A 24,537-nucleotide genomic window follows, 5' to 3' on the forward strand; every position below is an offset into this window, starting at 1 on the left:
GTGGAACTCGCAATAATTTAATGTGAAACAAATTTTGGAAGTACTAGGAGGATCGTTTTTTTATGTGTTGGAATTGATAAGATTCTATTTTCTGACCGTTGGTCTTTTTAACTAAATTAAAATATGATTTAAATCTTCCGTAGCATACCGTATAGTGTGAATATTAACCTTAAAAAAGTCTATATAGACAGGAAATATGGTCTTATAATCTTAAAAATAGAACATAAAATACAAAGAATTGACCTTGTGTGAATTATTATAAAGTTGTTACTTTGCACTCGTTTTTGTGATCAAATAGATTATTAATTAATTATGAGAATTATGAAGAAGAGTTTATTGTACTTGTTTATGCTTGTTTGTTCTGTTAGCATATTCATGAGTTGTAGTGATGATGACGATGAAGTGAAATATCCGATAGATACAGAATTGGCTGGAGGCTATGTTGGTAATCTGTCTGTAAATGTGGATGGTAATCAAATGGGAACTACCGAAAATCAAAAAATCACAATTTCACAGTCTAATAAGGGAACTAACCAAATTGCATTATCATTGAAGAATTTTACTTTTTTGGTAAATGTTGGTGATATTGAAGTTGATCCTTGCACTGTGAAAGCTATAGATGGTGGTTATGCTTTTGAAGGTCAACAGAATCTAGATTTGGTACAGCCACTTGGTAATTGCCCTGTTAGTATTTCTGGTACTGTGAAAGGTAGCAATATTAATATTGAAATAGGTGTAAAGGTTGGTGCTCCTTTAAATCAAAATGTAAAGGCTACTTTTGTTGGTCGTAAATTGACAGGTAGTGAAAGTTCGGAGGCTAAAATAACAAGTTTTATTATTGACGATGAGGCAGTAGTAGAACAACCAGTTATAAATGAAGAAGCTGGTACGATTGTTTTTGCTGTTAATGAGGAAGTAGAATCTTTAAAGTTTACTCCTATTATTGAAATATCTGAAGGAGCAACTATTACTCCGGCTTCCGGCGTAGCACAGGACTTCTCGAATAATAAGAAAGTGACTTATACTGTGACGGCGGAAGATGGCACCGTGAAAGTTTATACAGCTTTTGTGGAAGGTACTCGTAAGGTATTGAAATATTCTTTTGAAGACTGGAAGGAAGGTAGTAAGAATGATGAACTGTTACCCAAAGATTTGTGGGCAGGAAGTGCTGCTGGAGCTGGTATTTTAGGTGGTACTTTGTTGAGAAAGGAAACTAGAGAGGATGGTACGTATGCGGCTAAACTGATAACTTTTGAATATCCAAATGAGCCAAATTCATTAGTTCCGAAGATTACTGCCGGTTCTATTTTTATTGGTAAATTTGATATGATGCCTGCTTTACAAGGTGATAGGTTGAGTTGTACTAAATTTGGTCTTGATGCAGAAACAGTTAGTTTAGGTGGAAAACCGCTTCGTTTTAAGGGTGTTTATAAATATGAATCAGGTTCTAATTATCTTGATGCTTCTAATTATGAAGATGTAAAACCGGTTGATATTAAAGATAAAGGACAGATTCAAGCCGTATTGTATAAAGTGCAAACAGGCGAGGATGGTAAAGAGATTGTATTGACAGGTCACGATGTGAACACTTCGGAATTAAGAGTTGCTGTTGCTAATATTATCGTTGAGGATATTAAAGAATATACTCCTTTTAACATTGAATTTGAATATTTACAAGAGTATGATCGAAATGCAAAATATAAATTTGCTATAGTTTGCTCTTCAAGTAAAGATGGTGATTTATTTAAAGGTGCTGGTGGTAGTACTTTGATTGTGGATGAATTTGAAGTAATATGTGAATAAGATTGTTATAATATAAGTTGGCATACATTTAATGTGTGTTTATTGTATAAACGAGGGTGTCTATGAGGATATCCTCGTTTTTCTGTAAAATCCTGTATATATATCAAATAAATATTAAATAAATTTCCCTTACTGTTTTTGGACAGTGGGGAATTTTTTTGTAGTGAGGGAGAATAATTATTTGTTTATGGCAATCATACCCAAAATGTCATTCAATATACGATACAGAAAAGAATTTGTTCACTATAGAATAACTCCGGATATAAAGTTTCAATGAATTTGAACTCAGCAAATACTACATAGTGAAAAATATTTACCATACTATCATTTATTTTTATATTAAGCTAATTTTCAATAAGATAAGTGTGATAGATGATTTCTCAAACAGGTATCTATCATACCCCTACTGCATCCGCTTTAGTGTAGTATCATGGAAAAACACCCATATGAAGCCACAAGAATATTCACTTTATAGGATGATAACTTGTATTTGGCAGCTAAATAATACATTGGAAACGGTAATCTTTTTATAGCCTACATATGTAGGCTGTACAGCCCTGGCTATCAAAGTGGGATTATTAAGCCATACAAGCCGGATTTATATAGATTCATTGCAACAAAAACAAGCCATCTTACGCCTGTTTGAACCTTATTGGACTATTTTATTGATGAGAGATACCCGCTTTTTGGTGGTATAGAAACGCAGAGACGCTTACGATACTACCCTGTATTTATTGATTTAGCCCATACATAAATAAAAAACTACGAGAAGAATTCCCGTAGTTTTCTATTGACACAATATTCTGGATCGTTTAGTATAAAACAATATGCTAAAATGCATATCCAAATCCCACGTTCAAATAAATAGGATACATGGCAAATGAGATTGTATCAAAATCTTTTTTGAAAATATCATTCATCCCCCACGTTAAGTCAGCGTATACATTTAGATGTTTAAATGCTCTCCATTCGCCGCCTAGTTGTAGTCCCCATTGAAATTTTCGGAGATTTTCGGAAAAATCATAGGTAGCTATGCTTTCCCCAGAGAAAACAACTCGTGAACCTGTTTGGTCCGGGGTACGTAAATGACCGTTGTATACATGTCCGGAGAATCCTCCTTCGATGAGGTATGATATGTATGGACCTGCAGACAATTTCCAACGCTTGCTTATCTTATAGTTAGCAACCACCGGAATTGTCAGATATGAGTTTTTAACTTTGGTCTTTACTCCTCCTGTCCATAATCCTTGTAATTCTCCACCATTGGTGTTGATAATTTTCATACCGTAATTTTTTACGGTAGCTTCGGTGGTCATATTCTTATTTTCAAGTCGCACTCCTACAGTCATCCCCCATTTGGGATCGAACCACTTCGTCGCATTACCTTCAATTGAAATTGCGATTCCTGGTGCATAACTATCAATTTTACGGATTTCTTTTGGTAGAGGTAATGGTGAAGTTCCACCAATATTGAAACCGGCTTTTATTCCATATTCCCATCCATGTAAATAAGACCAGATGATACCTTGGTTTCTTTCTTCCTGTGCTTGAGCTGTGAATATGCTTACAAATAGCAGCACAACTATGATATTGATTGATTGATATTTTTTCATTGTGTTAGTTTTATTTATTCTTTACAAATAAGTTCTAGCTCATCAACGTATAGAGTGCTACCGACAGCTCCTCTAAAATAGGCGCCATCTACGCTGGATGATAGTACAATACCTAATTTATATTTACCGTTTTGTAGTTTCGTATCGTCAATTTCTCGTCCTTTTACTGATTCGAAATGTATAGTAAACTCATTCCATTCATCTGATTCAACAATATCTTCAGGTTCTATTCGTGCTAATAATACCAATTTATCAGAGTTAAATACGTTATCACCATTAAGCATGATAGAATTATTTTCTGCCTCATACATAACAGCATAAATATCACATTTGTCCCTTTTTCCGGTTTGTGGCTGTCCTTCTACAGAATAAACTTCCCCAGCTTTAAATTTATAATATCCTTTAAGTGCTATGGGATGTTTATAAAATTGAAAACCAAAGTTCGTTGCTTTTCTAGGATTTGTCAGTGCATTTTCTACTTCAAATGTCCCGATAAATAAATTTCCAGCAGCAATATACATTTTTACCATTGCACCAAAATCTCCAGTATTACGAGTTTCTAGCTTTACAGCCTTACCTTTAAAACCATTTGCAACTTGTACTGTTGGGTAATCTATTCTAGAATTAGCCATACCCGTTAATTTAAAACCGGGATTACCGCTTGACCATTGTAATACTTTAGATATTTCTTGTGAGGTTGCAGGTGTAAATTCGTAAAATGTATCGTATTCACTGGAGGTTGTCAGTAATTCTTCAAATTTGAAAAGGGTAGGTAATTCCGCTAAAATCACATTAACGGTATAAACAGGCTGCCATTGACCGTCTTCTGATGTAACAGTGAATTTACGGGAGTGCGGTTCTTCGCTGAAATCATAGGTAGATTCAGTATCTCCAGTTATTGGAGTATTTACTTTAATTGTAGCTCCTTGTGGAAGTGTAAATTCTAATTTTTGTTTGGAAAGGTCGGCTCCTTTATTTACATATACATTGATTACTTTAGAATCTGCATCGATATTTGCCAATTGCACATCATCGCCTGAACAAACATCAATGGCTGCTTCTGAATTTAATGCTTCATCCTGTATGCAGGAAGATATTGCACATGTAAAGATGAAATAGGCTATTAAAGTCTTAATTTTCATTTGATTTTCCTTTTTAGTTTACTAATTCAGTCTCTTTTATAAAACTTGGTTGCAAAGTTAAGTTTCTTTTTTGAAATGCAGTACTTCATCACTTAAGTAATTCAATAAAATTAGCGCCTTTTTAAAATTAATGTTATAAATGAATTATTCCTTTTTAAATCCCCGCACTGTTTTTATAATAAATCTAACTTCCTTGTTATAATCAACTTGTACTGTTGCTTCATTTCTTTGGGCAAGAAAGAAATATCTATGAACTCTAACCATTTCTCGGCAACTTTGGTAAATTTAGAAAATAGGTTGTCTATGATCTTTTTCTCTAAACTGCAGCTATTCATGGCAACTTCAAAATCAGAACGCTTGATTTTGCGTCTTTTCCCATTAAGTGTCAAAGCCAATTCTTCAGTGTCCTCCGGCATGAGGAGTGCCGTAGAGAGCATGTCATATCCCGGGGTCAGTGAATAATAGCCTTTACGCTGACTATAAAGTGAAAAGTTTTTCAGATGCATATCCGCATTTCCGGTCAGCCATGAGAAAACGACTTGTTCCCAGAAATTTATTACGTCAAGTTTTGGCACAGAGGAATATTGCATAATTATCTTTGATATCTTTTCATAAGAGCCCTTATATTTATACTCTGTGAGGCGTTCCGAGAGCTGGCACATATCCTCCATTGGCAACTTTTCACCCTTTGCGGTTCTATCTATGCGTTTAGTGATATAGGCCAATTCGCCATCGGCAAAACGAATCAATGAATGAGGGACAACGTTCACTTTAGCCAATTCGGCAAGATGCATCGTTAAATCCTCAACTTCAGGCATGTATTTAAATTGTTCCGTTTGCGGTTTGAGAATATAACGTCCCCATAAACCAACGATAGTAAAGCGTTGCGGTTGGTTGGGGGACGATGATATATCGAGAGACAATTTTGCTTGCACTCCTGTAAGTGTGGTTTGTGAGCGTATGACTTGTTCGGCAAGTTGCTTAATATCCGCTTTTGTATAAGGTAGGAGAGGAACTGTTTTGCTCCCAAATATTTTCTTTCCGCATTGAGGGTGAAAATCAGTTTCTCCCTCGCCAAGTTCCTGATAACAATATAGGCATCTGCTCATCATTATTCTTTATTTAAGATGGGAATCACACTAACTGCACCGATGCAATCTTTGCAACAGGCAAGCAGTAGTGACATACGGTCACGTCGATTTATCTTCCAACTTTTTTCAGCAATATCTAAAAGCCAGCCTTCAGGAATAAGACCGTCAAAGAATGGGAATAATATTAGACTTGTATATGGCTTTTCCGAGATTGGCAGTGTGAGGCTGATAGATTCCGCATCGCTGGATTTAATGTAGGCTGTATCATATTGAAAGGTATAGCCATTTTCATCTTCTGTAAGCAATCCTGCCAACTGGTCTTGGTTGTATATGAGTGCTTGTCTCATAGCTTGTTGAATTTACTTATTGGTACAACACCCACTTCCGTTCCAAAGAGACTAAGCACTTGATTTACTTTATCAAGACGCAAAGTCTGTTTCCCCTGTTCGAGTTCGCGTACAAAACGTAACCCGACTCCTGATTTTTCGGACAGCTCTACTTGGGTCAAGTTATGTTCTTTACGCATTTGCTTGACGTATTCTGATAATGATTTATCGTTCATATTATACCCTTTTGGGTACAAAGATAATGTAAATTTTCTATTTTACACCCTTTAGGGTATAAATTTAGTTGTAGATTTATGAATTATACCTTATGGGGTATAAGAAAACAGGTACTCTTTCTTTGGGAAGAAGGAGTACCTGTAGAGGAAAGTGATAGCAGATTATTCTTTCAAAGCCTCTTGTAAGTCAATACCCAGCGCTTTGGCAACTCCTGTTCCATATGCAGGATCGGCTTTGTAGCAGTTGCGCACATGACGTTGTTTGATAAACAATTCGGAGTCTCCCATGGCGCGAGCTGTATTTTCGAACAATAATTGTTGTTCTTCAGCTGGCATCAGTCGGAATAAGTCACCCGGTTGGCTATAATAGTCGTCATCATATTCCCGTTCATTGTAGTTGTAAACTTCACCGGTAACTTTAAGAGGCGGTTCTTTCATAGTAGGAGAATCCTGCCATTCGCCGTAACTGTTCGGTTCATACCCTTTAGTAGCACCGTAGTTACCGTCTACGCGCATAGTACCGTCACGATGATAGGCGTGGAAAGGACAACGAGGTTTGTTGACCGGAATTTGTTCTGCATTCACCCCTAGACGATAACGTTGTGCGTCGCCATAAGAGAATAAACGACCTTGTAACATTTTGTCGGGAGACAGACCGATACCGTCTACAATATTCATCGGGTTGAAAGCAGCTTGTTCCACTTCAGCAAAATAATTTTCCGGGTTGCGGTTCAGTTCAAGGACACCAACATCTTGTAGAGGGAAATCTTTGTGCGGCCATACTTTAGTCAGGTCAAACGGGTTGATACGATAGTTGTCCGCTTCTTCCTCCGTCATTAACTGAATCTGGAATAACCATTTCGGATAATCGCCCTTTTCGATGCTCTCGAAGAGATCACGTTGATGAGATTCGCGATCTTTAGCAACTATTGCTTCTGCTTCCTGGTCTGTCAGATTCTTGATACCCTGCAAGGTACGCAGATGGAATTTAACCCAAATACGTTGATTTTCTGCATTGATAAAACTATAAGTATGACTGCCGAATCCGTGCATGTGGCGATATGAATAAGGAATACCACGCGGACTCATAGTGATAGTAACTTGATGTAATGCTTCCGGTAAAAGCGTCCAGAAGTCCCAGTTACTGTTCGGGCTACGCATATTTGTTTTCGGATCTCGTTTGATGGCATGATTCAGATCCGGAAATTTAAGCGGATCACGTAAGAAGAATACAGGAGTGTTGTTACCCACCAAATCCCAGTTACCTTCTTCCGTATAGAATTTCATAGCAAAACCACGGATGTCACGTTCTGCATCAGCAGCTCCACGTTCTCCGGCTACGGTGGAGAAACGGACAAAACATTCTGTTTGTTTTCCGACTTTACTGAAAATAGCAGCACGGGTGTACTTTGTAATGTCATGGGTGACAGTAAACGTACCGTAAGCTCCCGAACCTTTAGCGTGCATACGTCTTTCAGGAATTACTTCACGATCAAAATGGGCAAGCTTCTCTATAAGCCAGGGATCTTGTAACATTACAGGTCCGCGTTGACCTGCGGTTTGCGAGTTTTGATTGTCAGCGATAGGACGACCGTTCGCTGCAGTAAGTTTTTTCTTTTCCATAAATAGATTTTTTAGTCGGATACAAGTATAAGCAGACTGTTTCCTTTTATTCTTTCATCCGGGGTTTATAATATATAACAAAGATAGGCTTCTTTTGCTCGCTTGTCAAACAGATAATTTCTATCTAAAGATAGAGAATAACTATGAATTGTGTGTGTATTGTCTGCTATTTATTTTTCTACAAAGATTATTGTGCTGACACCCGGGTGTCGTACATCTTTTTATTGCATAAAAAACTCCCGCACTTCCTTCACGGAAGACGGGAGCTTTTAAATAAACTATAGCTTATATATCTTTTGCTGATTATACGATACCTTGTGCCATCATTGCTTTAGCAACCTTCATGAATCCGGCTACGTTAGCACCCTTCACATAGTTTACGTATCCGTCAGCTTCTGTACCGTACTGAACGCAAGCTTCGTGGATATTCTTCATGATACTCTTCAGCTTTTCGTCTACTTCTTCAGCGCTCCAGCTTAATTTGATAGAGTTTTGAGTCATTTCAAGACCTGATACTGATACACCACCGGCGTTAGCAGCTTTACCCGGAGCGTAAAGGATTTTTGCATCCTGGAATACTTTGATAGCTTCTGGAGTAGAAGGCATGTTAGCACCTTCAGATACAGCGATACAACCGTTTGCTACCAACTGACGAGCGTGGTCACCGTTCAATTCATTTTGAGTAGCAGAAGGAAGAGCGATATCACATTTTTCACCCCAAGGTTTAGCTCCTTCTACATATTTGCAACCATATTTTTCTGCGTATTCACGGATACGGCCACGGTACAGATTCTTCAGTTCCATGATATAATCCAGTTTTTCGCGGTCGATACCGTCCGGATCGTAGATATAACCGTCAGAGTCAGAGCAAGTAACTACTTTACCACCCAGTTCGATTACTTTTTCGATTGTATATTGAGCAACGTTACCAGAACCAGAAACCAGACAAACTTTACCTTTCAAGTCAGTTCCTTTTCTCTTCAACATTTCCATCAGGAAGTAGATGTTACCGTAACCTGTAGCTTCCGGACGAATCAGTGAACCACCGAATTCGCGGCCTTTACCTGTAAATGTTCCGGTAAATTCATGAGCCAGTTTTTTATACATACCGAACATGAAACCTACTTCGCGGCCACCAACACCGATGTCACCAGCAGGAACGTCAGTTTCAGGACCGATGTGACGCCACAGTTCCAGCATGAATGCCTGTACGAAGCGCATTACTTCAGCATTTGACTTTCCACGAGGAGAGAAGTCGGAACCACCTTTACCACCACCCATTGGCAGAGTAGTCAGTGAGTTTTTGAATGTTTGTTCAAAGGCAAGGAACTTCAAGATAGAAAGGTTTACAGATGCGTGGAAACGGATACCGCCTTTGTAAGGGCCGATCGCGTTGTTGTGCTGAACACGGTAACCCATATTGGTCTGAATATTACCTTTATCATCCATCCAAGTCACGCGGAACTGATATACTCTATCAGGAATACACAAACGTTCGATCAAGTTTACTTTATCAAACTCCGGATGTTTGTTGTATTCTTCTTCAATAGTAGAAAGTACTTCTTCTACTGCTTGATGATACTCCGGTTCATTGGGAAATCTTCTTTTCAGATCGTCTAATACCTTTGCTGCATTCATAATCTTTTTTTTCTTTAATTGGTTGATATAAATAAAGTGCTAATTTGACAATTTGCTAATATACCGTTTGACTATGTGCTTTTGTGCTATATAGCAGATTTGCACATCTGCGTATGGGTACATCGGATATTTATTTTCGGTTGCAAAAGTAAAGATAAAAATTGAACTAGCAAACATTTTATAAAGAAAAATGCGATAAAACATCAAATTTGATATTTTATCGCATTAAAAATAGGAAAAAAGATATTTATTTGTTCTTTTTGATCGACTTATAGACAGGAATAAACACTAATGCTGCCGAAATGCCAAGCATTACCACCGTCATCCCGTCAATTCGTTCGGCTTTTGTCAGAACTAGATAGCAAAGCGCCAACCAAAGCAGGCTGATGCAAACTATTTGTGATTTGGATAACGGACGTTTCATTTACCTCCTCTTTTCTTTTTGTCAACGATGGCGTCGATCACGGCTACAGCTGTGATATTGACAATGTCGCGGACAGAGCTTTCGAAATCGGTGAAATGAATAGGTTTGTTCAATCCCATCTGGATAGGGCCGATGAATTCCGTATCCGGGTCCATTGCCTGCAACAGTTTGTAACCGGCGTTTGCTGAACTCAAGTTCGGGAAAATCAATGTATTTACATCTTTTCCTTTCAGGCGGGTAAACGGATATTTGGTATCACGCAATTCGCGGTTCATGGCAAAGTTTACCTGCATTTCACCGTCAATAGCCAGTTCCGGATATTCTTCCTGCATGTGGGCAACAGCTTCGTGCACTTTCACAGGGCTACCTGCAGTATCAGCACCGAAGTTGGAGTATGACAACATTGAGATAACCGGCGTGTGATTGAAGAAGCGAACTGTTTTATCAGACAATTTAGCGATGTCAATCAATGTTTCCGTATCCGGGTGGCGGTTAATCAGTGTGTCTGCCAGGAAGTAAGTACCTTTCTTGGAGTTCAGGATATGCATTGTTCCGAAGTGTTTGAAGCCCGGTTGGATACCGATTACTTCTTTGGCCACTTTGATCGTATTGCTATATCTTGTATAAAGTCCGGTGATGAATGCGTCTGCATCTCCCGTTTCCACCATCATCATACCGAAGTAGTTGCGTTCGAACATCTTATCGTTGGCTTCTTCATAAGTAAAGCCTTCGCGTGCACGTTTTTCTGCAAGAATGCGTGAGTAACGTTCGCGGCGTTCCGATTCATCCGGGTGGCGGAGATTGACGATTTCAATACCTTCCAGGCTAAGATCCATTTCTTCTGCCAGTTTTCCGATAGCTTCGTCGTTTCCTAATAAGATAGGATGGCAGATACCTTCGGCTTTCGCTTCAACAGCGGCTTTCAGCATATTCGGGTGAATACCTTCGGCAAATACGACACGTTGCGGTGAACGGCGGGCTGTATCATACAGCTGACGGGTCAGTTTGGATTCATAACCCATCAATTCGCGCAGGTGAACACAGTAAGCATCCCAGTCTTTAATTTCAGTGCGGGCCACTCCGCTTTCCATAGCAGCTTTTGCCACTGCGCAGGAAACTTCGGTGATGAGGCGTGGATCTACCGGTTTCGGGATAAAGTATTCCGCGCCGAAAGAGAGGTTGTTCACGTGGTATGCCGCATTAACTACATCGGGTACCGGCTGTTTTGCCAGATTAGCGATAGCGTGTACGGCTGCAATCTTCATCTCTTCGTTGATAGCTTTAGCGTGAGTATCCAAAGCACCGCGGAAGATATACGGGAAACCGATTACATTATTAATCTGGTTCGGATAGTCGGAACGTCCGGTAGCCATCAGTACGTCAGGACGTGCTGCCATGGCATCTTCGTAAGAGATTTCCGGTGTCGGGTTAGCCAATGCGAACACAATCGGCATCGGAGCCATGCTGCGCACCATATCCTGGCTTAACACATTTCCTTTCGACAGGCCGAGGAATACATCTGCACCTTTGATTGCTTCTTCCAGCGTGTGAATATCCGTGCGGTCGGTTGCAAAAAATCTTTTCTGTTCGTTCAGATCCGTGCGCGCCTTGCTGATAACGCCTTTACTATCCAGCATGACGATGTTTTCGAGACGTGCACCCAGTGACACATACAATTTAGTACAAGATACGGCAGATGCACCTGCACCGTTCACAACGATTTTTACATCTTCGATTTTCTTTCCGGCCACTTGCAGGGCATTCACCAAACCGGCACTGGAGATAATAGCAGTACCGTGCTGATCGTCGTGCATGACAGGTATATCCAGTTCTTCTTTCAGGCGACGTTCGATTTCAAAACATTCGGGAGCTTTGATGTCTTCCAGGTTGATACCTCCGAAAGTAGGAGCAATAGCCTTTACTGCAGCAATAAATTTCTCCGGATCTTTTTCATCCACTTCGATGTCGAAAACGTCGATGCCCGCGTAAATTTTGAAAAGCAGACCTTTACCTTCCATTACAGGTTTACCGCTCAATGCACCTATATCACCCAGTCCGAGTACGGCTGTACCGTTGGAAATAACGGCTACCAGATTACCTTTAGCCGTATATTTATACGCATCTTGCGGATTCTTCTCAATTTCGAGACAAGGTTCTGCTACACCGGGAGAATATGCGAGTGATAAGTCGGTTTGTGTACTGTAAGGTTTGGTAGGCACTACCTCAATCTTACCGGGTTTGCCCTGTGAATGATAGAGCAAAGCGGCTTCTTTCGTTATTTTAGCCATGGTATTTATGAAATTTGTTAATAAGTTATCATTTGACCGCAAATGTAGGAATAAAAGTTCGAAATTGTAGCTGTTGATTAATAATTTCTATTAATTTTATAGCAAAATGGCTAAAATAATGAAGTCGGATACAATTAATGGACAACTTACTATTATCAGATACAGATGACGCAGGATCACATATTTTTCGTTTGATATAAACATGCGGTTATCATACGATCTGTGTCTAATAGTTATCTTTCTATTTCTTTCTCCGACGGCGTGTGTGTTGTCCGCCAGAACGTATTTTTCACCTCCCTTGCCACCTCTTTCCAGCTTGGTATATTTTTTAGTGAGCGTCGAGCCGGGAAATCGTAAAGCAATAACAATAGGAAGAGGAAAATGCAGGCATAAGCCACCCAGCCGTAAATCTGCTTGATGCTTATCTCCATCATCTGACTGATAAACTCTTCCATATAGTGACCCAGATTGAACGGACTACTGCTGAAAGCTACATGATCGATGGCTGAACCGTAACGGGCCAGATTGTCGGGAACATAATACGCCAATCCCTGTGCATAGATTGCGGCTCCCACTACGCCGCCTACTACCATGTGCAGCATATTGAACACACTTAATCCCTGGAAGAAATGCTGGAAAGTCATGATTTCCTCCAGACACACCATAAAAGTAGCACTCAATATGGCATAAGCGAAGCCCCGACATACGGTCGGCAGGTAAAGCTGTGAAATATGGATGTCGGTGGATAAAGTCAGGTAGAAACCGATCAGGTAACCGATCAACCCGATAAAGCCGACAATGACCAGGCGTACATAATTATACTGCTTGACGTGCATCCACCAATACGAAAACACACAACCGCATACGATACCGACAATGGCAAGCCAATCGAGTTGGGAACTGACCAGTTCTTCATATTTCATTACTTCCTCGTAAAAGACTTCCTCCAGCACGTGCTCCGTGGCGAGGAACGCTTCCACTAAAGTGACTAATCCCAATAAAGGCAAAAAATGGCGGTACGTCCACATCTTTGGTTCGAGAAATGGGTGTCGAATGGTCATCATGCGCCAAATACAAATTCCTAAAGTGATGAAAATCACGATGGTAAGTTGGCGGATGACCGGGCTGTTCCACCAGTCGTACCAGTCTCCGTAGTTGAAGAGGAAGGCGATTTCCGCTAATAAGGCAGCCCATAGTATCCCGCCCAGCCAGTCGATACCAAACAGAGGAAATTTACGCATGAACCGGAAATGCTTCACACAAGTGAACTGTATCAATAAGACAATCAGCATCAGACCGGCAACGAACAGGTTCATGTACGTCCAGTGATAATGATACATTAGACGGGTCGTAAGTAGGTCAGATAGCTGGATGCTTCCCAAAATTACAATATGAAGCCAGGGAAAGAAAACGGTGAAATCCCGTTTAGGGGTCATCCACAGCTGAATGTTTGACATACACTCGAAAGTTCCCTGTATTTTGCACATACCTTCGATGAAGCAGACCAACCACAATAGAGGGAGAAAGGTGATATGCGGTGCTATCAGGTTGCAGAGTAATACTCCCAGTGCGGCCGATGTAAGCAGGGTTTTATTGGTAAAACGGAACTTCATGCGGAACAGTAACGGAAAGTAGATCGCCATACCGGCCAGGTTGGCATACATGCACATTAAAATATCCTCCCGCATCAGTGACATGCTGCCGATCATCTGATTCAATGCACCCAAATAGACACCTCCCGAAAGTTGGAAGGTGACGGCTATGAAAAGATAAATCCACGGTTGCATCTTCCGCGGCACGAAACTGCGGAACATCGGCAAAACAAAAGGACCGTTCAGAACAGGAGCACTCATAAGAATTGAAAATTAAGAATTGAAAATTAAAAAATTAAAGCAATTGATAATTAAAACAATGATTAAAACGATAAAGGGTTAAAGCGGTTAATACTTCACTTCACATTCCACGTTAAAACCGGCACGCATGCGTTTTAAATCTTCCGGTTTGTTTCCTTTCAGACTGATACGTACGGGAATACGTTGCTCCACTTTCACGAAGTTTCCGGTGGCGTTGTCTTGCGGAATCATTGAGAAGGCGGCTCCTGTTGCATCGGAGATGGATTCTACTACTCCTTTGAATGTGACGTTCGGCACGGCGTCTGCGGTTATTTCCACTTCTGCACCTTCTTTGATATTCGGAAGCTGGGTTTCGCGGTAATTGGCGATTACCCACAAATCACTGCTGTCTACGATATCAACCATAGTCTGTCCCGGTTGCACCAGTTGCCCTTCCAGGATTTCTTTCTTTCCTGTCGTGCCGTCACACGGAGCAATGATGACTGTATAAGAGAGATTCAGACGGGCAAGTTCCAACGCAGCTTCTGCCAGGCGGACACCTGCTTCATTCTGTCCCAGGCGATGAGTCTGCTCACTTTTCACTAAAGAAGTAGACATTTTAGCCCGTGACACCTGTTCATAACGGGCTTTGGCAGCTTCGTATGCTGTATGTACGTTGTCATATTGCTGTTTCGTCACTGCGTCTTCCTGCAACAGTTTCTCAAAACGGTTCAGTTCACGTTTGGCATTTTCCATCTGTACACGTACTTCTTCAATACTTGCGTCGCTCACACTTAAATTGTTTTGCGTAGTGGCGATACCGATGGTAGTGGCCTGGCGTCCTGCGGTGGCATTCGCCAAATCTGCTTCTGCCTGTGCCACACGGAGACGGAATTCCGCATCTTCGATGATAAGAAGCGTGTCGCCTTTGCGCACTTGCTGATACTCGTCAAAGTAGATTTTCTTGATGAATCCCGGTACACGGGTATTGATCGGCGTGATATGTTGTTTCACCTGTGCATTATCCGTATATTCGATATTTCCCAAGTGGATAAACCGGGAACAAACATAAGTGACACCACCGATAAGTAAACAGATAATTACAATGTTGTATATTATCTTCTGGGTTTTTCTAGCTATCATAATCTGTTCTATTTTAAGAGAGATGAGAATTTGATTCTGTTATAAGTTGGATTCTTTTTGATAAGTCATTACTTCTCTGTCAGAGAGTGTGTGTGATATATTTCATTTTATAATAACTGTATATCAAGTTAATACGTGCATTGACCAGACCGAGGTCGGCACTTAGTTTCATATTGCTGGCATCGAGCATATCGGTGAGCAGGGCAAGGTCGTTTTTATAACGGTTGCTGGTTACGTTATAGTTCTGGTCGGCAAGTTCCACGCTTTTCTCCTGTGTACGCAGGTCTGTGAAAGAGGTGAGAAAGTTGACGTAGTTCGCCTGTACACCGTTTTCTATTTGTTCCTGTGCCAGTGAATATTCCTCCTGTGCTCTGCGGACGTTCAGTTTTGCCTGGCGCACTTTCTTGTTGTTTTTAAATAAAGAAGAAAGATTGTATTTGATACCGACCCCCACATACCAGTAATTGAAGTTATTGTCGAGCACCGGGACTTCGATGGTGATAGGACCATCTAAATGTTCACCGGCCACAAGTGCAATTTTCGGAAGCAGTTCCGAGCGTTCCAATTTCACTTTCTGCTCGTTCATTTTCATAGCCAGCTGGGCTTGTTGCAGTCCTACATTGCTTTGACTGGCCATCATTTGCCAGTCGTTTTCGGCTAATGCTGTCACTTCCTCGTTCAGCAAGGTAGAATCGGGAACGATTTCTGTTCCGGCAGGCAGATGTAAGGTAGTCACCAGTTGGTGATTCATTATTTTGCGGGTATCCTGCACCTTTGCCAGTTGCAGTTTCAGCGTCTCTTTCTGTAGCTCATAGCGGGTGATGTCATTTTTTAAGGCCGTTCCCTGTGTGCGGCGTGATTCCATGTTGCGGATCACCTGTTCCGTCAAATCCAGATTCTTCTGTAACACTTGCAGCTGGTTATTCAACTTGTATAAATCCAGGTAATAGCCGGTCAGGAGAAAGCGGATTTCCTGACGGTTCTTCTGCCAGTCCAATGCAGCCATTTGCTGACCGAGTTCAGCCAGAGTAATACTGCTGTTGATGGCTCCTCCGGCGTAAATCACTTGTTGCGCTTCCAACGCAAAGTTATTGCCGAAGTGTGGCATAGGGATATTCTGCCCGTTTTTGAAGTCACGGTCCCATATATATCCGTCGCCCAGGTAACTAAATGAGAGTGAGGCACCTATGTCCGGCAAACGTTGTGACTTGGCAGCCTTCAAAGCTTCATCGGCTGCTTCCTTTCCGGTTTTATACGTTTGAATACTCTGACTGTTCTCGTCTGCCAGACGGAACATTTCGTCAATGCCCAACACTCTCCTGTCAAGCGTCTGGGCAAACAGTCCCTGACTGCATAGCACGGCACATAGCGGCACTATGAGCCATCTTTTTTTGCTCATAAAGTGAAAAGAAATTTAATTAATAGTAGAATTTTGAATTTTCTTCACCACGGAATAATACAGAGTAACACAGAGTTTTTTCTTTTGAAATATGTCAGTTGACACAAGTTAATGAAGATTATTTGAACGCTGTGTCCTCTGGCGTTCTCTGTAGTGAAAATAGGAGGGTTATCAAATCTGCGCTGCTACACCCCAACCGTGAAAGTCATGCATTTTGTTCTTGTAACGAATGGCGATTTGATAATATCTTAGTTTCATCTTGATACCTATTTTTCTATTTTTGGTTTGCAAAATTATGAAAAAAAACAAGTAAGTTGTAACCCTATATAGGCTCAAATATAATGTTTTTTAACGAATGGCAGCTAGCATATCAAATAGGAGAAAGAATAGAAAGAAGCACAACCACTCCTGAAGTAAAGATGCGATATAATATGTACCGTAAGGTGAAGCTTGCTTCGCGGTGAATGCGGTAGCTATCGGGGTGGCAGCAGCTATCTCCGTGAAATTCCGCCAACCTGAAACTGGGACGCTGACCGGATGCATCGGTATGTTGTGTCTGTCCGTCTGTGTGATGATTGCCTTGTATAACGGATGCGGCTTCTGGACCTATGAACTGCTGATGTTCGCATTACTTTTCACAATGGGACTGACCTTTACTTCCTCCACCACCTTGGCGATGGATAGCGAACGCCGTTACGCCGGAGCAGCTTCCGCCCTGTTGGGAGCACTCTGTTTTGCTTCCGGAGGTATTGTTTCTCCGTTGGTCGGCTTGGGAAATATCCTTGTATCTACCGGAGTTACATTTGTGGTCTGCGCCATCTGTTCCCTGCTTTGTGCACTATGGGCGATGAGGAAAGTACCGATGAAAGTAGCAATGTGCCGGATTTTCCGTTAAAGTGAGATTGTTTCAAAAATAAAAGTCATGAGGAAGTTAAAGCTTAAACTCCCTCATGACTTTTATAATTTACTACCAGTATAATTATAATTACTACCAGTATAAACAGACTGAAATAAAACTAGAGTTTTATCTCTTCCGTGAATATCTCCCCGAAACGATTCTTAACCACCACCTTGACAGATTTTGCATCTTTAGAAGGCTGTGCACGGAAAAGATGACGTGTGCGATAACCCGTTTTCTTTCCCTTTACCATATTGATATAATCCTGATCCTCATCGTCAAAAGCCTGCATAGCACCTTTCAACACTCCATCCTCGTACCAGTTTACCGTATACGTCCAGTCCCAATCCCAGATATTGGCTACCACATAGTCTTTCTGGCTTTCAAACTCTCCCGGTTGGTAAAGCCGGAACTGATAGTCCGGCGAACACCCTGTTGCCTTGTAACGCCATTTCACATCATCACCTTTCACTTGTACCACCAGATAACCGTTTGGTGCTCCGCAACGATTCACGTGTCCTGCCCACCATGCGCCGCAGGCCGCTCCGATATTATGTTCGTAAATGGTAGGGGCGGGCAACTGATTTTCATAAAAGTGCGTGTGTCCGGAGAAAATATGTACTTGGTAAGGCCTCAACAGTTGGAAAAGCGCATTGGCGTTGCGCGCATTTCCCCCCGCAGCTACCGTGTTATTAGCTACTGGAGCGTGAACGTTCAGGAACACGATATTTCCTTTAGGCACATAACTTAAATCTTTTCTCAACCAGTCCAAATCTTCCGGCGTGAAGCGTTCCGTGTATTTCTTGTTGCCGTCGTAATCAATATCCTTCATTGCTATCACATGCACTTTACCGATATTGAATGAATAGTTGGCCGGGCCGAATGACTGATAATAATTCTGTTCCCCATAACCATCCGCCGGATGATCCGTCTGCGTTATAGATTTGTAGAGCAGGTTGAAGTCGTGGTTTCCCATCAGTTGGAACATCGTCATTCCCAAGTTGGACACCGCTTGCCGGTAAGGAGCGTACAGGTTCATGGCATCCCACACCAGATCCCCCAGTCCCATGCCGACGATTTCGAAGTTCTTTAGTGAGTCGGCAGTCTGTTTCAGGTCGGGCACTGTTTCCGTGCGGAAGCGGTCCAGTTGCTTTTCGTTTCTCACTTGCGGGTCGGAAAGGACGATGTAGACAAATTCATCCACCGGCTTCTGCCGTTTAGTCAATACGAAGTCACATTGGTTTTCGCTTTTCCCGGCATCCAGATATTGATAGAAACCATCGGCTACCCCCTCTTTGGAAGGAAGCTCATACGCTGCCGGAGTAGAGATGTAAACCATTGGATAACGTGTCGGATCAGTGTTCAGAACATAATTTCCTTCTGCATCAGTCGTATTGAAATGTGCCCCGTCTGTCACCACTACACCGCTGATGGGTTTACCTGTATTATCTTTCACACTACCTTTCACCACCGTCTGACCAAAGGCGGCAATAGCGTTCAGCTGGAAAAGCAAAACCGCTGCAAACAGCGTTTTTCTAAAATTGATCTTTTTCATTGCTTATAACTTTCTTAAAGTAACCTGATTGAATAATGCGATAATTTCTTCCGGTTCATCTGCCGACTTGAGAGCCTCCTCAAAAGACTTGCTGTTATCATCGAAACACATCACATTGGCGCAATCCAGAATATGACCCATGTTGAATGTAGCAACTTCCCGGCTCACCTCTTCTTTCTTCAATGCCTTCTTATAATATTTATTCACCTTATTGACCGCCTTGTAAATAGAAGGCTTCAAAATTTCGACCGAAGAATCCGTAAATCCGATTGTTACATCATACTCGTGCGTATAATTCTGGATGAAAGTATTCCATTTTCCGGTAATGTCACTCCCCAGATAATGTTCCGCTTCAAACACTGGTTTGGTAGTCGGGATTTCTCCATACACGTCGAATATAAACGCCGCTTTCGGCTTTTTGCCTACGGGAGTAGCTTCTTTTTCGTTTTTGGAAATATGGTCTTTTCCGGAGATATTCTCGTTCATGGCGAGCTCTCCTTTTTGCGCCATTGCTGCCATCGTTATAACTAACACAACAGCCATACTGATTATTCTTTTCATATTCATTGAATTTTAAAGATTGATTGAAATGATGATTATTGCCGCAATCTTGGTGACCGACACATTCATTTATTGCTGCCACATCAGTCGGATATGGAAGTCATCGCCTCCCATGTTCGCTTTAGCCGCTTGATAATTCTTCAGATTAGTACGCTGCAGAGCAGATGGATATTTAAAGCGTTTCGGCATTTTGTTATTAGCATTTGCGATGCCGGGCCCCACAGGTAACACAGGAAAACCGGTACGGTTATATTCAAACCACTGCTGATAATCGCAGAAGAACAGTGCGACAAACTTCTGGTTCATGATTCGTTCCAGCGTATCATCATAAGCAGCTTCCGGATTTTCAAAATAATGGTCAGGCATTTTCTGTCCCCACTGTTCGATAGCCGCCTGCACTCCCTTCTGATAAGCCTCTTTGGCAGCGCTACTTCCTCCGTCGATCACTCCTTTTTTCAGTAATTCCGCTTTGATGAATTCCACTTCGGCATAAGGCATCATGGCAAGTTTCATAGGTGCCTTCGCCATTTCCTGATTCAGTCCCGAAGCAGTGATTGAAGGCAACGTCTGATAACCGCTGGGCAAACCCACATAATCTTTAGTCTGGTCGGGGAGAGTGACCTGTGTTGCATACACCTGCAGACGGGGATCGTTCCAACCTTTCAGCAGATTAACAAAGAACTCTGAAATCTGAACATAAGAAGTGAAATCCTGTGGACGGGTGAGCGGAGCTTCCTCCGGATAAGTTCCGCTGATGGCAAGCAGGGCAGCATCATCGTTCGATTCGAATACCGGATAAGTGGCGGGATCGGTCAGCATGGTACGCAGCTCCTGTTTCGCGTTGAATTCCGGCACGTCGATCACCCGGAGCAGTGCACGCAGACGGAGCGAGTTGCAGAACTTCTTCCATTTCAAAATACCGGTTGCATCCCCTTTGGACGTCTTGTACAACATTTCGCCCGATTGGTTGTAGATCAACCCGTTAGCTTTGTCGAACAACTCGTTAGCTGTTTTCAGGTTGTCGATAATCTGTTGGTACACCTGCTGCTGGGTGTCGAACTTCGGTGCAAGTATTCCCTCGTCGGCGGAGCAGGCTTCGCTCATCGGAATATCACCGAAGGCATCCGTCAGAATCTGGTATAGCCAACATTGCAAAGTCAGCGATATAGCATCGTAGTTGGGTTGTTTGGAGGCTTCCGGCAATTTTCCGGTGAGGCGCATCATCTCTTTGGCGTTGTTGATCCATTTATAATAAGTAGTCCATGTGCCGTCTCCTTCGCTGTCCGTCATATACCACCATCCCACACCGTTGGTGCTGCTGGTAGATACGGCGCATTGCATCAGGTCGTAGGTATAGCTGTTGTAGCGTTTCCAGTTGTAGACCGATGTTTCGTATAAAATCGGGTTGAGCAGCGTGCCGGGATTCACCTCATCCATGCGGGTGGGGTCTGTATTGAGTTCGTCGAAGCTGGTGCAGGAAGTCGTGCAGAGAGCTCCGCACAAAGTCATTCCCCATACTATATTTTTGAAAAGTTTATTGGTTTTCATAAGTCAGTGTTTAAAAAGATACGTTAATATTCAGTCCGAAAGTACGTGCCGTAGGCAGTGAGCCCGTCTCCACACCGGTCACCATCGAACTTCCGTTGAGGGCGGCAGATTCGGGGTCGAACAGAGGATAGTCGGTGATACAGAACAGGTTGCGTGCGTAGAGTGCCACCGATGCTTTGCTGAACGGTGTTTTCTTCAGTGTGCTGTTCGGCAACTTGTACTCCAGTCTCATTTCGCGCAACTTGAGGAATGAAGTGTCGAACGTGTTAGTTTCCACATTGGCCATCCGGTAATATTCCTTATAATAACTTTCCACGGTCACCACTTTGGTGTTTGGCGAGTAAGTTCCGTCATCGTTCTTCACCGTTCCCGGGGCAATCATGTACATCCCGTCTTGTGGTGAAAGTCCGGCGGCAGCGATGCGCGGGTCGTCTTTCGACATATAAAATTCCGTTCCCGGCAGACGTCCGTTCAGGGTATGTTGCAGTTTTCCCTGTTCCGTCATTTTGTGGTGCGAGTGCGAGTACATTTTACCTCCCACTTGTCCGTCGAGCAGGACGCTAAGCGTGAAGTTCTTGTAAGAAAATTCATTGTACAGTCCGGCTTTCCATTTCGGATAGGCCGTGCCGACGTATTCAATCTCTCCCGAACGTTCGGGCAATCCATTGTCGTTGATGACCACATTTCCTTCCGGGTCGCGTACCAGTTTATATCCCCAGAGATCGCCCGTAGTTCCACCCACACGTCCGATGATAGACACACTACCGATACTGCTGATTAACTGGTTCTCATCCGCCCCTTCCGCCAGTGAGAGAATCCGGTTCTCGTTCTTAGACCAGGTGAAAGTAGCGTTCCATCGGAAATCCCTGCTGACTACCGGAGTAACGTCCAACTGGATTTCGTAACCGCGGTTGCGGACGCATCCCGAATTGATGGTAGCTTTGCTGTAACCTGTGGTCGGGTCCATCGGAGCATCCAGAATCTGGTTTTTGGTGCGGTTATAATAGAATGTGAAATCGAGTCCGATGCGGTTGTGAAACATACGGAAGTCGAATCCCGTTTCGTAATTGGTCGAAATCTCCGGTTTGAAATCCTGATTATAGAGCGTAGAAGATACGATGGCCGATCCGGGGAAATCGCTCGTGCCATAATAGGGCGATGTCTTGTAAGGGTCTGTGTCATTGCCCACCTGTGCCAGCGAACCTCTCACTTTCAACAGACTGATCTGTTCCGGCAACGTGAACCACTCGTTCATCACTGCACTGACGCTGACCGACGGATAGAAGAAAGAACGGTTACTTTTCGGCAGGGTAGACGACCAGTCATTGCGCCCGGTGACATCGAGAAACAGTTTATCCTTATACGAGAAATTGGCCGTGAAATAAAGACTGTTCAGCGCTTTCTTTTTGATAACCGTCTGCACGTTCGGGTTGGAAACACCGTTTGCCAGTTTGTATACTCCCGGCGTAATCAATCCTACCACCGAGGCAGCCAACATATCGTAGCTTTGTTGCATCATGTTTCCACCTGCCGAAGCGTTGACACGCAATCCGTTGGCGAATGAATCATGGTAAGTAAATAAAGCATCGCTGTTTAATTCATAATCGAACACATTCTGCTTCTTGAAAAACCCGTTTCCGAAAACCACGTCACTGATAGGACGATGCTGTTCGCGTTGGTCTGCTGACAACTGGATACCGGACCGGATCATGAAATCGAATTTACTGTTGATGCGCAGATTGGCAGAAACGGATGATACATTACTGTGTTTCTCCGAAGGATTTTCAGATTCGTACAGAATGACATACGGGTTTCCGATAAAGGAACTGTACGGTTGGAGCTGTTTCACATTTTCCTGTCCGGTACGCCACATCGGACGCAACCAGTCGAGGTTGACATTCGGATTCTGGAAGATAAGGAAGTAGGAGATAGAGTTACTGTTATATCCCAGTGCAGGCGTGTTGTTGAGCTTGCGGTACGTATAACTCGACTTGAAATTAATGCGCAGTGCCCTCGAAATCTGCTGTTGGGCGGAAACCATGGCGGTGATACGCTGGAAACCTGTATTGGGGAGAATCCATTCGTTCTTAGTGTGGGTGATGGACGCCCGTACGCTGCCCCGGTCGGATTTTCCGGTCAAGGCTACCGAGTTGGTCAGGGTGTATCCTGTCTGGAACAAATCTTTGCGGTTGTTTTTGTACGCTACCCAAGGGGTGGCAACAGAAGCGCGTCCCTGCGTTACGGGGTCATATTGGTAGAACAACCTGTTGGCGTCGAAACGTGCTCCGTAGGCGCTACTGGTTCCGCTGGTGCTTGCGTAACTGCCGTCTTCCGCTTTCCCGTAAGAGTAATAGGGCTGGCCTTCGTAGATAGAACCTGCCGGACCGATATTGCTCGGCAATCCCTGTCCGAATTCATACTGGTAATCGGGCCATCTCATCACATCGTCAATACTGAAGTTACCGCTGTAAGACACACCGATACCTTTGGGTGCACCCGCTCCCGATTTGGTAGTCACCATAATCACGCCATTGGCTGCACGCGTACCGTACAAGGCTGTCGCACTGGCCCCTTTTAATACTTGGATGCTTTCGATATCATCCGGATTGATGTCGGAGAATCCGTTACCATAGTCCACGGAAAGTTCGCTGTTTGAACCTGCACCGTAGGCAACACCCGGATTGGTCATCGGACTACTCATCGGTACACCGTCCACTACCACCAATGCGTCGTTTCCGTTCTGGTTCAGCGAGACGTCCCCCCGCAGCGAGATACGGCTCGAATTAAGCGGACCACCGGAAGAGATAACACTCAATCCGGCTACCTTGCCGTTCAGTGCCGTCGACCAGTTGGTGGGCAGGGCACTCGTAATCATATCCCCTTTCACGGTTTCCGTGGCATATCCCAATCCTTTTTCTTCACGTTTGATCCCCAGGGCAGTCACCACCACATCATTCAGTTGTTGCGACTCTTCCGCCAGTTTTACGTTCATCGTATTGCCTGCATAGTTCTTCTGTAGCGTTTTATATCCCACATAACTGAATACAAGCAAATCCTTTTGAGTCAATGTTTTCTTAGTCTTCAGGGAGTAGTTTCCGTCGATGTCGGTCACCGTGCCGTCTGTCGAGTTTTTCACAGCTACGGTAGCCCCGATTAACGGTTCCCCACCTTCACTCGTTATTTTTCCTTTCACTGTTGTCTGTGCGTATGCAGAGCCACAGCACAAGAGCCCAATTGACAGAGAAAGCAGCCATTTGTTTCTTTTCATAATCTTTTACCTTGCTTCTTTTAATTTATTAAATGCAATAAAGTTATTCACACCCGTGTTTTTGTTTCACGGTGCAAAGGAATGCAAGGCAGATTAAGATAGTATTACAGATCTGTTAACAATCTGTGTTGTGCGATAAATACAAATTA

Annotated in this window: 17 protein-coding genes and 1 pseudogene; 2 read left to right on the forward strand and 16 right to left on the reverse strand. The window is 42.8% G+C overall.

The window, feature by feature from the left end; translation table 11 throughout:
* Positions 1–321: 321 nt before the first annotated feature.
* Positions 322–1,803 carry a PCMD domain-containing protein gene (locus HMPREF9010_RS07025; RefSeq protein ID WP_032852836.1) on the forward strand — a complete coding sequence of 494 codons (1,482 nt, stop codon included), beginning with the start codon at positions 322–324 and terminating at the stop codon, positions 1,801–1,803.
* Positions 1,804–2,633: 830 nt separating this feature from the next.
* On the opposite strand, the gene HMPREF9010_RS07020 is transcribed toward HMPREF9010_RS07025, so the two are convergent.
* The 12 genes from HMPREF9010_RS07020 to HMPREF9010_RS06970 all read right to left on the reverse strand — a co-directional run bounded on the left by HMPREF9010_RS07020 (position 2,634) and on the right by HMPREF9010_RS06970 (position 16,558).
* Positions 2,634–3,416 (reverse strand): porin family protein, encoded by a 783-nt coding sequence (locus tag HMPREF9010_RS07020; protein ID WP_008650346.1) that lies wholly within the window; start codon positions 3,414–3,416, stop codon positions 2,634–2,636.
* Positions 3,417–3,430: 14 nt separating this feature from the next.
* The gene (locus HMPREF9010_RS07015) at positions 3,431–4,558 is read right to left on the reverse strand and encodes a PCMD domain-containing protein (RefSeq protein ID WP_004297660.1); all 1,128 of its coding nucleotides are present in this window, start codon (positions 4,556–4,558) and stop codon (positions 3,431–3,433) included.
* Positions 4,559–4,731: 173 nt separating this feature from the next.
* A complete protein-coding gene (locus HMPREF9010_RS07010) occupies positions 4,732–5,667 on the reverse strand; it encodes a HipA domain-containing protein (RefSeq protein WP_032852837.1) in 936 nt (311 codons plus the stop codon).
* Positions 5,668–5,669: 2 nt separating this feature from the next.
* A complete protein-coding gene (locus HMPREF9010_RS07005; RefSeq protein ID WP_004297663.1) occupies positions 5,670–5,996 on the reverse strand; it encodes a HipA N-terminal domain-containing protein in 327 nt (108 codons plus the stop codon).
* A complete protein-coding gene (locus HMPREF9010_RS07000) occupies positions 5,993–6,211 on the reverse strand; it encodes a helix-turn-helix transcriptional regulator (RefSeq protein ID WP_004297664.1) in 219 nt (72 codons plus the stop codon). Before HMPREF9010_RS07000 ends, HMPREF9010_RS07005 begins: the two co-directional genes overlap by 4 nt.
* A 162-nt stretch (positions 6,212–6,373) precedes the next feature.
* Positions 6,374–7,834 carry a catalase gene (locus HMPREF9010_RS06995; protein ID WP_008650352.1) on the reverse strand — a complete coding sequence of 487 codons (1,461 nt, stop codon included), beginning with the start codon at positions 7,832–7,834 and terminating at the stop codon, positions 6,374–6,376.
* A 303-nt stretch (positions 7,835–8,137) separates the two neighbouring features.
* Complete coding sequence (locus tag HMPREF9010_RS06990; protein WP_004297671.1) at positions 8,138–9,472, reverse strand: NADP-specific glutamate dehydrogenase; 1,335 nt, start codon at positions 9,470–9,472, stop codon at positions 8,138–8,140.
* Between the two features lie 247 nt (positions 9,473–9,719).
* Positions 9,720–9,896, reverse strand: a complete 177-nt coding sequence (locus HMPREF9010_RS25940; RefSeq protein ID WP_004297674.1) for a hypothetical protein — start codon at positions 9,894–9,896, stop codon at positions 9,720–9,722.
* On the reverse strand, positions 9,893–12,184 hold the full coding sequence (locus HMPREF9010_RS06985; protein ID WP_004306858.1) for an NADP-dependent malic enzyme: 2,292 nt from the start codon (positions 12,182–12,184) through the stop codon (positions 9,893–9,895). Before HMPREF9010_RS06985 ends, HMPREF9010_RS25940 begins: the two co-directional genes overlap by 4 nt.
* 233 nt (positions 12,185–12,417) lie before the next feature.
* Positions 12,418–14,037, reverse strand: coding sequence for a hypothetical protein (locus HMPREF9010_RS06980; RefSeq protein ID WP_008650353.1), 1,620 nt, complete (start codon positions 14,035–14,037; stop codon positions 12,418–12,420).
* A gap of 87 nt (positions 14,038–14,124) precedes the next feature.
* On the reverse strand, positions 14,125–15,159 hold the full coding sequence (locus HMPREF9010_RS06975; RefSeq protein WP_004321762.1) for an HlyD family secretion protein: 1,035 nt from the start codon (positions 15,157–15,159) through the stop codon (positions 14,125–14,127).
* A gap of 79 nt (positions 15,160–15,238) precedes the next feature.
* A complete protein-coding gene (locus HMPREF9010_RS06970; RefSeq protein ID WP_004306866.1) occupies positions 15,239–16,558 on the reverse strand; it encodes a TolC family protein in 1,320 nt (439 codons plus the stop codon).
* Positions 16,559–17,009: 451 nt separating this feature from the next.
* Between HMPREF9010_RS06970 and HMPREF9010_RS06965 the strand changes: the two are divergent.
* Positions 17,010–17,453 (forward strand): annotated as a pseudogene (locus tag HMPREF9010_RS06965) (Bcr/CflA family drug resistance efflux transporter); the annotation flags it as partial.
* A gap of 121 nt (positions 17,454–17,574) precedes the next feature.
* On the opposite strand, the gene HMPREF9010_RS06960 reads toward HMPREF9010_RS06965, so the two are convergent.
* The 4 genes from HMPREF9010_RS06960 to HMPREF9010_RS06945 form a co-directional block, all read right to left on the reverse strand.
* A complete protein-coding gene (locus tag HMPREF9010_RS06960; protein ID WP_004321760.1) occupies positions 17,575–19,011 on the reverse strand; it encodes a calcineurin-like phosphoesterase C-terminal domain-containing protein in 1,437 nt (478 codons plus the stop codon).
* A 3-nt stretch (positions 19,012–19,014) separates the two neighbouring features.
* A complete protein-coding gene (locus HMPREF9010_RS06955; RefSeq protein WP_004326049.1) occupies positions 19,015–19,572 on the reverse strand; it encodes a hypothetical protein in 558 nt (185 codons plus the stop codon).
* A gap of 69 nt (positions 19,573–19,641) precedes the next feature.
* Positions 19,642–21,120 carry a SusD/RagB family nutrient-binding outer membrane lipoprotein gene (locus HMPREF9010_RS06950; protein ID WP_004296736.1) on the reverse strand — a complete coding sequence of 493 codons (1,479 nt, stop codon included), beginning with the start codon at positions 21,118–21,120 and terminating at the stop codon, positions 19,642–19,644.
* Positions 21,121–21,130: 10 nt separating this feature from the next.
* Positions 21,131–24,388: a SusC/RagA family TonB-linked outer membrane protein gene (locus HMPREF9010_RS06945; RefSeq protein WP_004310102.1), complete on the reverse strand. Its 3,258-nt coding sequence runs from the start codon at positions 24,386–24,388 to the stop codon at positions 21,131–21,133.
* Positions 24,389–24,537: the final 149 nt, after the last annotated feature.

Source organism: Bacteroides sp. 3_1_23 (assembly GCF_000162555.1).
GTDB lineage: Bacteria > Bacteroidota > Bacteroidia > Bacteroidales > Bacteroidaceae > Bacteroides > Bacteroides ovatus.